This window comes from Synechococcus sp. CC9311 (assembly GCF_000014585.1).
Taxonomy (GTDB): domain Bacteria; phylum Cyanobacteriota; class Cyanobacteriia; order PCC-6307; family Cyanobiaceae; genus Synechococcus_C.
Window position 1 is genome coordinate 490,588 of the sequence record NC_008319.1, and the last position, 8,989, is coordinate 499,576.

Sequence of the window (8,989 nt, forward strand, 5' to 3'; positions counted from 1 at the left end):
GAACTCTTCTGTATTTCCTTTCCCGGATCAATACTGGATCGTCCGCCGCAACTCATGAGCAAAAATCTCCATAAGAAAAGCCCCCATCATGGATGAGGGCTCATGCTATTTATTCCAAAACTTAGAATCTAGAAGAAGATTCCAAATGGACGGAATGGTACATAATCACTCATCGCTGGTGGATTATGACCTGTGTACTGTTGCTGAGGAAGCTTAACAGCGATTTTGCTAACAGATACATAGGAGAAAGGCTGAGGCTTTGTGCTCTCCCTTAGGGCACTAGCCAAACCATTTACGGTTTTGCTTTGTCTGCCCTGTGCGTTATCACTGATCGCTACTTTCATCCCTCCAAGATCCCTCATCATATTGAAGGATCGGGTGTACATGCCTGCATATGAATCTTTTGTACGGTCGTAAGGCACGATGTCTGCACCAAAGACTTCTGTGTATTCTGCAGAGTCAGTCAGAGTATCGATGAGTGCATCGAAGCCCTCTTCGGCTTGTAATTTGATATGGTTTTGAACTTCTTGCTGGTTTAGTGGTGCCCGTCCTAGCAAATGTTTGAAGTTAAGTTCAATACCGCGTTGGGCGCCTACAGCATGGAAGAAGTTGTCTTTGTAGAAGTCAGACTTTGCAAGGCCATTTACGAAATCACGAACAGTGATTTCACCATTCATCAGACGTACTTCCAGTGACGTTTCACGCTGGTTATCGGTTGGGGGAAGATTTCCTAATACTTGACGGTAGGCGGCAACAATGACCCTCTCAAGGGCTGCACTACTGGCTGGAGAATACTGATCAAAAGTGACTGCGAAAGGGCACTCTGAGAGCAGCCTTGGACCAATGCCTATACCCATTGCGGCACAGTGCTGGCGCTTGTATTCAGCAATGGCACCTGCAACTGTGCGGGGAACAGTGTTTTTACCAGCTTTGCTTTTTGTTGAGAAAGCAGCGGGACCTGTTCTGGTCGCCGAGGTGAGGGCTTTCAGGCTTGTTTCTGCTCCGAGCATGATGAAGATGGGGGGAGTGGTGGTTTGAATGCGCCTCTACATCTCAGGGCAAGAAGTCAATTATGCCGTGAAATTGTATGGCGTAATATTGCCCAATTATAATTCGCGAGAAATCTTTCCTGACATTTATTCCTGAGGAAGACTTTGCTATGGCAAAAGTAAATTCCTGAAAAAAAAGGGTGGGCATTGCCCACCCCATTGTTCCATACGGAATAAATCAGTTCCTGAGAAGTGATATCAACCCAGGGAGTTGATCACATAGTCAAGAAGGGTGTTGTAAGCAGTGAGAGCCTGAGCGCTCATGTCGCGAGGTGAGCAACCGTCGTTGCGCATGTTTGAGAAGCCTGCAACATAGGTACCAGCATCAATGCTGAGAGCCTTGTAAACTTCCTTCTGGCCGTTGATGGCAAGTTCGTCAAGAGGACCAGTGCCACCTGTTACCAAGCAGTAGTTGATCAGACGAAGGTAGTGAACGAAGTCACGCTTGCACTTCTCTTTGCCTTCAGTTGCACACTGGCGTGGCTGGCGGCCAGTAGCACCGTTTGGATACTGAGCGTAGACAGCGTCAACGGCGCGCTGTGCAATTGCGTCGTAGTTAGCGGAAAGCTTTTCAGCGGCTTCAAGACGAGCAGCTGCACGCTGGATAGAACCCTGAACGGATTCCATGTCTGAGGCAGAGGGGAAGCGTGAAGCGCTGTCGGCTGCGCCGACAACTGTGGTGATAACAGACTTCATGAGTTGGAAGTTAGTGGTGTTTGACGATTAAATGAGATCAGGTTCAGCTGATTGCGCTGATCACTGCATCGAAGTAGCTACCTGCTTCACCAGCAAGGCTGGCGCAGTCACCCTGAGTTACAGCTGCCTTCTTAGGCTGGCTGTTGGTGTTTGTGATCAATGCTGCGGAGGCGGCCTTCATGATGGCCACTGCGCGTGCAGCAGATCCGGTGGGAACGCCCAGTGCGGCGTAGGTTTCGCGGAGTCCGTTAAGGCAGCGATCCTGCAGGACGGAAGCGTCGCCTGCCAGAAGCGCGTAGCTCACATAACGGAGAACGATCTCGCCATCACGGAGGCAAGCCGCCATTTTACGGTTGGTGTACACACCACCGTTAGGTGCAGTTAAGCCGGTGTTTTCACAGCAAATGCCAGCAACGGCGTCAGAGACGATGCAAGCAGCATTTGATGAGAGGGCGTTAACAGCGTCAAGGCGCTTGTTGCCGTCAGCAATGAATGACTTGAGAGAGGCAAGCTCGCCTCCGCCAATGAAGGCGCCGCTTGAATCGGCCGAGACGGCCTTCCTGGAGAATGCGTCGAGCATGAGGAGTTGGGAAGAGTTTTTTGGGGGGATGCGTATCCGCCAAAAGGACATTACTTCTCTTTTTTTGCCTGCCCCTCTTCCGGGCTCCGTCAGGACAAAAAAGTTTGCAATCACTAATCCGAATAAAATCTAAAGGACCGCGGAGTCGTCGTCAAACTCTTTCGCAGACAGCCTTTTGGGTGCTTCACGAAACATTATGAAAACTTCTTAAGTACTTGCGAGCAGCTCCATTTCAGTGGCACCCACTGTGAGCTTGTGCTGATTTCCTTGAGGAGATCTAGCTGGTCGATTAGATCCAGTTTCAGGCAGCCCCATGCTGCGGCAACTCTTGACTTTGCATATTGAGGAAGGGTCTCTGCCAGGGATGTTTTGATCAGCTCCTTTCTCTCATTGATGGATGCAAGGCCAATCAATGAAGTCAGCAGATAGTTTGCTCCGTAATCACTCCATAAACGTGAGTGAATACCGTCAATTATTTCGATTTGTTGATTCTTGGGCATTTTTAGGAGGCTTAGTGCTGCTCCGTATTGTTTACCCTCGTCTCGGTGTTGCAGGTTTTTCTCAATCTCTATTGGGTCTGCTTGGCTCAACCACTCTTCGCGCATGGAAAGACTTCTTGGATCATCTTGTAGAAGTGTTGTGATTGTTTTGTTGTGTTCTTCAGGTACCCCTGCTTTTTTTCTTGGATCAACGAGTTGAAATGCACTCTTTGCACGTAATGGCATCGACACAGCACTCTTGATCAGATATTGCAACATGTTGATATCACCAGAATCGCCAAGGTCGATGACAGCAGAGCGACGTCGGCCTGCTTGAAGATCATGGAGTTGAGGAATCAGTGGCTGTAGTTGATCAAGATCGCCCTCGACTCGAGCGCAAAAAGCCCTTGCTGCTCCTGAAATCAATGGGTTCTCATCATGGATGAGCGTTTGAATGAATGATGTACCACTCTTAAGGCCTAGTCTTGTATGTGCCTGAATCACTGCTCGTTTCTGTGGATCATTCCCTTTCAGGGCTTTTAGAAGCGAATCACATTGACTTTCGGTGAGAGGAGCAGATATTTGTGTAATTGAATCGGCGGCGTTGATGACCGAGGGTTCATCATCAAAATGTAGAGCCTTAAATAGGCAATCTAAAGCTCGTGCATTTTTTCTCCGTCCCAATGCCTCTATCGCCTTCCGCCTTGTGATTCTGTTAAAGAGGTCCTCTGGATCCAGATCAACAGCGCTGATAAGTCCCTGCAATGACTCTTCACTTGAGCATGCTGCGAGTCGTGTCGCTGCCATATATTTATCTACAGGGTTAGGCAGATCTCTGGGATCCGATAACAGGATTTTTAGAGATGACTCTTCTGACAGTCCCTCGAATAAGACATCGAATCGCTCTGCCATAATTCTTTTAATTCGTCGTGACTTTATTTAAGCTTCTCAAATCTACCACTTTGTATTGGGATGACATCAATTGAGTAGGTTTGTGGACCGTTCTGTTTTTAACCATTCCAATGCAGTAATCACATTCTGCAATCACTGCATTGGTGTAGTATTGATATGATTGATTTGATTTAGAATGACGGTGTCTATTGAAGCTGAAAAAGCGTTGCCCCGCTTTGTTCAGTTGATTAGTCAAAACATTGATCTACAGGATCGACTTAATTCTGTAACTGATATTAATTCTCTTAGGAGCTTGATTCAGTCAGTGGAGCCATTGCTGACTGGTGCCGCTTTGATTCCATTGGAACAAGCCACTAGGCCTCCTAAGATTTTGGTTGATTCTGGCCATACAAGTCAAAAAATCCCTTGGCGCCTTCTTCGTTGTACTGGAGGTCCTTTAGTTCTGCAGCTTATCTGTATGAACTCAAATTTTGCAATTTGGATCGAATCTTGTTAAACTCATCTTCCAGCGAAATCATTCAACAGTTTATTCACTCTGTTGTTCAAAGTCATGAGATTGCAACTGGACTAAAGAAGCTAACATCGCATGAACAAATTGTTGATTATGCGTCCTCTAAGGGATTCTCTTTCACAAAAGCTGAATGGGACGAATTTGTTCGTTTGGACTCTGAGTCTTTAAGTTCTCAGGCAAAGCAAGCATCTCATTTTCATGAGACAAACCATTGGAGTTGGGCTTTTCGTCAGGTTTCGTCTTGGAGAGCTATGCTTATGGAAGGAGCCGATCAGGGTTCTTCTTAAAAATCTATAACTCCATTTCTCATCCATGAGTTCCCCCCTTTCTGATTCCCAGAAGGATCAAATTCTTGAAGACTTTATTCAGCTAGCTCAGAATGATAGTGAACTAAAAGAGGAGATTAAGTCTTCTCGTAATCAAGATGAACTTATTGCACTCGCAGAGCAAAGGGGTTATCACTTTGATTCATTGACTTTGCTTCGTAAATGGAGTGAGCATACTGATTTCTCTCAGCCTACATGGATGGGCTGGTTCGCGGATTGATGATGCTTATTACGAATTGATTTCAGAATATCTTGTTTGTTTAGATCCTTTTTTTGCCCAATAGGTTACTAATTCTTCTCCTCCTGGTCTTGGTACAGAGGCGATTGCTCTTAAAATTTTAAACGATCGATTTGGTCCCATAGGCCAATTACCAACAGCTTTTACTAATCTCACTCGTCCTCCTAACGAATCCATAATAGCTTCGAATTTTTCTAGTTGTGTTTGATCAACAGTTTCAAAGATAAAATCACTACCCTCGCAAATCAGATGTTGCGACCGAATCCAAGCTCTTATTTGGGATTTACTATCTTTCATGGTTGAATTGTTTGTTTATCCAGTCGTTGGTAATTATTTCGCCAATATCTTCTACCTTCTTGAAGATTAATTGTCCGTGCTCAGATCCCCAAATCTGTTTATTTGTATCTGGATCATATCCGCGATCTCTGCTTGTCCAGCTATCTTGAGTGACTTCAACTTCGCTTACTAAATATGTGAGTTGTCCATCTCTTGGTATCATACATTTTTTTCCTGGCTCTACCGAGCCTATATACTTCCTGTCTGCCTTTGTTTCGAAATGCATTGCACACCCACATCTCTTTTTTAGGTTTTCTTTTTTTAAGGAATCAAGAAGTTCAGGAGTTCTGCCAGCACCGGCTATGCGCATTGGATTTGCACACCCAAAATTTTCCATGATGAAGGTATTTGATAGTTCTCTATGGTTGATCAATCTGTGAATTCCTTGTCTGTATGGTGACCATGGTGCGTAGTCATAGTGTTGTTCTGAATAAAATCCCGGTCCATTGAAGATCTTCCAGGGTAAGGGTCTGAAGATGATATTAATGCGAGCAAAGTCTTTGGGATTTTCTTGAGATTGTGCGAAGTTGTCATATATTCCCGAAATAGTTTGTGCAAATTTTAATATAGATTCCATAGAGAAGTTTGTATTTATGATTTGACCAGTCTACGAACTTCAGAAGAGAATGACGTTTGCAGTATCCCCGAACCTTCTGATGTCTTAAGGACAGAGGATCGACAACGGACATTCTCGCTTACAAACCAAATTCTCTCTTCAGCAATTGATTGATCATATCTTGTCTTTAAGACAAAAGTGCCATCATCTAGAAAATTATATTCTGATTTTGCAGCTATAGACTCTGCGTAACCAACACTTCTGAGTAGTACTCCTGATTGTTGATTGTTTGGTATTGGCACGATAATACACTGACCACTAGCAACATCATTAGGGTCATCAGGCTCCCAATCACTTTCAGCAGCCCATTTCATCAAAAAAGGTGACTCAATATCGGATACACTTAAGTCACCTTCTTGTTTTAGTATAGCTTGCAAATCAGAATCACTTTTGTCGATTCTTTCTACAGAAATTTCACTTAGGACATCTTCAAATTGCTGAAAGGCAAGAGAGTGAGCTGAGCGCATTGACCTCCATTCACCTTCAGTCTGAGCAACAAACTGCTCAATATTCATTTTAGTTAGTGAATGTATTTGCTTGCTCTTGATGTAAAGATGGTCTGGTGTTCTGCATCATATTGACAACTGAGTCAATCATCATGGACATTGCCATTGGATTTTTCTCTATCGACCTCTCAAAATCGGTTTGTTCCGGGTTTAATTTTTGGGAATTTGGGCGGGTGATTGGCATGAGTTTTGTCTAATAGGGTTGATTATGTTTTGAATTATTCCATGTCTATGATTATGGCCTAGCTAGAAGTGGGCTAGGCCATAACAGCGATGAGCTTTAAGCCTTTGTAATACTCAGGATCTTCCCGCCTTGAGCGAGGATGCTTTTGATCGTTGATGACATTGATGCCTGGCTGACAACTGATTTTTGCCCGACTCGACGATTGGCACCAATCTGCTTTCGTGATGTCCAGCTTATGGTTAATGCTCCACCATTTCCAACTCCTTTCCTCTGACTGATATCAGGAATCGAACCTGTTGTTAGGCTTTGTAAAAGTCTAGAAGATTTCTGGGCCCCATCGTATCCTGCGTATCCAACTTCAGAGGCGTTGGTTCTTGTGTAATTGATTGTACTTCCACCCTGCATTGTATTAGATCCACGACTGTAAGGAACTTGATCAATTCCAAACGCAGTTAAATACTCTTCACTGTATGTGTAGCTTGCAATTTCGTTTTCGTAGCCTTCTTCGCTTAGGAGTTTTACATGCTCCATGATTTCGCTTTGGTCATGGGGAGCACGACCTAGAAGATGTTTGAAATTTAGCTCAACAAATTTATAAGGACTATTGGTCTCAAGGAAGAGCTTTTTGTAGGTGTCTGACTGTGCCAGCGCTGTTACAAACCCCTGTACTGTTAAATCTCCATTAATGAATAAAGCTTCTAATGATTGATTGATATCCAACTCCATCAGATGTCGATTGCCGAACACTTGCCTATAGATTCTTTTGATCACATCATTTGAGTGATCAAGATCAATATTTGCTTTGGTGGCAAGGGTGAGTGGTTGAGACATTGTTTTTTTGGAGTTGGCTAATAATAATTTAGAGCCTTCAGTTTTGAAGGCTCTGCTTATTGAAGATTAATCTATGCTTACATTACTTCGGTAATGGATAGAATCTTCCCTCCACGTGAATGGATGTACTTCATTTGGCTTGACATGTCTTTCCCAGATACTAAATATGTGTTGCCTGCTGTGCGTTGTCTGCTGCGTGCAGCTTGAGCTGACACAACGATTCTGAATCTCTTCTTGGTTGGATCCGCTGCACCTGATTGTGTACCAGTGCGGTTGATTCGAGTTGTGGTCGAACTCCAACCCCCTGGAACTGTATCAGTAGCAACAGAGGTTACGAGTGAAGATCCTGTTTGAACGGTGTCACTAGCTGCATATCCTTCGGCTAATTTCAGGTGACGATTAAAGGCAATCTGAGACCGTCCATTTTCTGAAAGAATACGTGCAAATGGCACGGTGTCTTCGCCGAAGATTGTTTGATATTCAACGCTATCAACATAGCTACAAATCTCTGCTTCATAACCACTTTCAGCAAGGATCTTTGTGTGCTCGCTGATTTCGGCTTGTGATTTTGGTGCTCTTCCTAAGAAGTGCTTAAAGTTTAACTCAATGAAGCGATAAGGAGCATTTGTTTCGAAGAAACGACGCTTGTATTCTGCTGACAGTCCAAGTGCGCGGACAAATTCACGAGTACTCAGATAGCCGTCAACATACTTACTTTCAGCTGAGATTGCCCTTTCAAATTCCATCAAGTGTGGGTTGCCCATGACCTGCTTGTAGGAAGCCCTAATCAAGGCATTGAGCTGATCATTAGAGTCACCGGGGCAGCGTTGGAATGTTTCTTGCTCCCGTTGCCCAAGTCCAAAAAATACGTAGCTGTCACCACGCATTGGCGCTCCATCTTTGCCACTTGTGACACCAGGTGCTCTGCTTGCAAAACGACCTGCTGCATAGCTTGGAGTTGGTTTTACTCCAATCGATTCAGATGGGACATTGATTCTTGGTGCATGTCCACTGGCATAACTACTGATGAGGTTGCTGCTGCCGCCTCTTGCACTATCACTACCCGCAAAGCTTTTTTGAATTGCTGCTAGTAATGGGAAAGCAGATGTTGCTAGATCAGCTGGTGAAGACCAAGCTCTTGCATAGGGAACGACATCACTTCCGAATACCTCGAGATATTCTGCAGAATCAACAATACTGTCGATGACAGCTTCCTGTCCATGTTCAGCTTGTAGTGAAATTTTCGCTGAAATCTCTGCCTGTGAGTGTGGTGCTCTTCCAAGAAGGTGTTTGATATTTAAATCAATGCCCCTTTGTGGTCCAACAGCTGTGAAAAATCTTTGCTTGTAGAAACTTGACTTTGCAAGTCCCCGAACAAAGTCACGAACCGTAAGCTCGCCATTACGAAGTTGTGCTTCAAGTTCTTTGGAACGCTCGAAATCCATGACATGAGCATTGCCAAATACCTGACGATATGCGGCTGCAATAACATCATCAAGGGATGAATTGTCATCTGGGCTGTAGCATTCTGATGTCACTCTGTGGGGGCAATCTGCGTGGCTCCTTGGCCCTACGCCAATAGCCATCTGATCACATGAATTCTTGAGGAATTCTCCTGTTGTTAAGGCTGCCTTCTGTTTTGTTTTCCCCTTTCTTTGAAAGGAAACTGGATTATTCCACTTGCTTTCTGCGCCAAATCCTGAGGATGTTTTGTTGGTTGCCATG

General features: G+C 44.5%; 12 protein-coding genes. 3 read left to right on the forward strand and 9 right to left on the reverse strand.

Going from position 1 to position 8,989, the window contains the following annotated elements:
* Nucleotides 1–128: 128 nt before the first annotated feature.
* The 4 genes from SYNC_RS02425 to SYNC_RS02440 all read right to left on the reverse strand — a co-directional run bounded on the left by SYNC_RS02425 (nucleotide 129) and on the right by SYNC_RS02440 (nucleotide 3,716).
* Complete coding sequence (locus SYNC_RS02425) at nucleotides 129–1,010, reverse strand: phycobilisome rod-core linker polypeptide (protein WP_041426328.1); 882 nt, start codon at nucleotides 1,008–1,010, stop codon at nucleotides 129–131.
* A gap of 237 nt (nucleotides 1,011–1,247) precedes the next feature.
* Nucleotides 1,248–1,745 (reverse strand): class 2 C-phycoerythrin subunit alpha, encoded by a 498-nt coding sequence (gene mpeA, locus SYNC_RS02430; protein ID WP_011618463.1) that lies wholly within the window; start codon nucleotides 1,743–1,745, stop codon nucleotides 1,248–1,250.
* 43 nt (nucleotides 1,746–1,788) lie between these two features.
* On the reverse strand, nucleotides 1,789–2,325 hold the full coding sequence (locus SYNC_RS02435) for a bleomycin hydrolase (protein ID WP_041426329.1): 537 nt from the start codon (nucleotides 2,323–2,325) through the stop codon (nucleotides 1,789–1,791).
* 194 nt (nucleotides 2,326–2,519) lie between these two features.
* Nucleotides 2,520–3,716, reverse strand: coding sequence for a HEAT repeat domain-containing protein (locus tag SYNC_RS02440; protein ID WP_011618465.1), 1,197 nt, complete (start codon nucleotides 3,714–3,716; stop codon nucleotides 2,520–2,522).
* A gap of 175 nt (nucleotides 3,717–3,891) precedes the next feature.
* Between SYNC_RS02440 and SYNC_RS02445 the strand changes: the two genes are divergently transcribed.
* The 3 genes from SYNC_RS02445 to SYNC_RS02450 are packed head-to-tail and all read left to right on the forward strand — an operon-like array spanning nucleotide 3,892 to nucleotide 4,773.
* Nucleotides 3,892–4,212, forward strand: coding sequence for a hypothetical protein (locus SYNC_RS02445; RefSeq protein ID WP_011618466.1), 321 nt, complete (start codon nucleotides 3,892–3,894; stop codon nucleotides 4,210–4,212).
* Nucleotides 4,206–4,514 (forward strand): Nif11-like leader peptide family natural product precursor, encoded by a 309-nt coding sequence (locus SYNC_RS13685; protein ID WP_011618467.1) that lies wholly within the window; start codon nucleotides 4,206–4,208, stop codon nucleotides 4,512–4,514. Before SYNC_RS02445 ends, SYNC_RS13685 begins: the two co-directional genes overlap by 7 nt.
* Nucleotides 4,515–4,539: 25 nt before the next feature.
* Nucleotides 4,540–4,773, forward strand: coding sequence for a Nif11-like leader peptide family natural product precursor (locus SYNC_RS02450; RefSeq protein ID WP_041426330.1), 234 nt, complete (start codon nucleotides 4,540–4,542; stop codon nucleotides 4,771–4,773).
* A 9-nt stretch (nucleotides 4,774–4,782) separates the two neighbouring features.
* Here the strand turns inward: SYNC_RS02450 and SYNC_RS13690 are convergent, their stop codons facing one another.
* The 5 genes from SYNC_RS13690 to SYNC_RS02470 form a co-directional block, all read right to left on the reverse strand.
* A complete protein-coding gene (locus SYNC_RS13690; RefSeq protein WP_071813674.1) occupies nucleotides 4,783–5,088 on the reverse strand; it encodes a CpeR family transcriptional regulator in 306 nt (101 codons plus the stop codon).
* Nucleotides 5,078–5,704 (reverse strand): chromophore lyase CpcT/CpeT, encoded by a 627-nt coding sequence (locus SYNC_RS02455; protein WP_011618468.1) that lies wholly within the window; start codon nucleotides 5,702–5,704, stop codon nucleotides 5,078–5,080. Before SYNC_RS02455 ends, SYNC_RS13690 begins: the two co-directional genes overlap by 11 nt.
* 14 nt (nucleotides 5,705–5,718) lie before the next feature.
* A complete protein-coding gene (locus SYNC_RS02460) occupies nucleotides 5,719–6,258 on the reverse strand; it encodes a phycobiliprotein lyase (RefSeq protein WP_011618469.1) in 540 nt (179 codons plus the stop codon).
* 271 nt (nucleotides 6,259–6,529) lie between these two features.
* The gene (locus SYNC_RS02465) at nucleotides 6,530–7,264 is read right to left on the reverse strand and encodes a phycobilisome rod-core linker polypeptide (protein ID WP_011618470.1); all 735 of its coding nucleotides are present in this window, start codon (nucleotides 7,262–7,264) and stop codon (nucleotides 6,530–6,532) included.
* 77 nt (nucleotides 7,265–7,341) lie between these two features.
* Complete coding sequence (locus tag SYNC_RS02470; RefSeq protein ID WP_041426331.1) at nucleotides 7,342–8,988, reverse strand: phycobilisome rod-core linker polypeptide; 1,647 nt, start codon at nucleotides 8,986–8,988, stop codon at nucleotides 7,342–7,344.
* Nucleotide 8,989 lies beyond the last annotated feature (1 nt).

What these genes read in the sequence shown, in the direction of transcription:
- SYNC_RS02425 (WP_041426328.1), bottom strand. Translation starts at nt 1,010, where the DNA reads ATGCTCGGAGCAGAAACAAGCCTGAAAGCCCTCACCTCGGCGACCAGA.
- mpeA (WP_011618463.1), bottom strand. Translation starts at nt 1,745, where the DNA reads ATGAAGTCTGTTATCACCACAGTTGTCGGCGCAGCCGACAGCGCTTCA.
- SYNC_RS02435 (WP_041426329.1), bottom strand. Translation starts at nt 2,325, where the DNA reads ATGCTCGACGCATTCTCCAGGAAGGCCGTCTCGGCCGATTCAAGCGGC.
- SYNC_RS02440 (WP_011618465.1), bottom strand. Translation starts at nt 3,716, where the DNA reads ATGGCAGAGCGATTCGATGTCTTATTCGAGGGACTGTCAGAAGAGTCA.
- SYNC_RS02445 (WP_011618466.1), top strand. Translation starts at nt 3,892, where the DNA reads ATGACGGTGTCTATTGAAGCTGAAAAAGCGTTGCCCCGCTTTGTTCAG.
- SYNC_RS02450 (WP_041426330.1), top strand. Translation starts at nt 4,540, where the DNA reads ATGAGTTCCCCCCTTTCTGATTCCCAGAAGGATCAAATTCTTGAAGAC.
- SYNC_RS13690 (WP_071813674.1), bottom strand. Translation starts at nt 5,088, where the DNA reads ATGAAAGATAGTAAATCCCAAATAAGAGCTTGGATTCGGTCGCAACAT.
- SYNC_RS02455 (WP_011618468.1), bottom strand. Translation starts at nt 5,704, where the DNA reads ATGGAATCTATATTAAAATTTGCACAAACTATTTCGGGAATATATGAC.
- SYNC_RS02460 (WP_011618469.1), bottom strand. Translation starts at nt 6,258, where the DNA reads ATGAATATTGAGCAGTTTGTTGCTCAGACTGAAGGTGAATGGAGGTCA.
- SYNC_RS02465 (WP_011618470.1), bottom strand. Translation starts at nt 7,264, where the DNA reads ATGTCTCAACCACTCACCCTTGCCACCAAAGCAAATATTGATCTTGAT.
- SYNC_RS02470 (WP_041426331.1), bottom strand. Translation starts at nt 8,988, where the DNA reads ATGGCAACCAACAAAACATCCTCAGGATTTGGCGCAGAAAGCAAGTGG.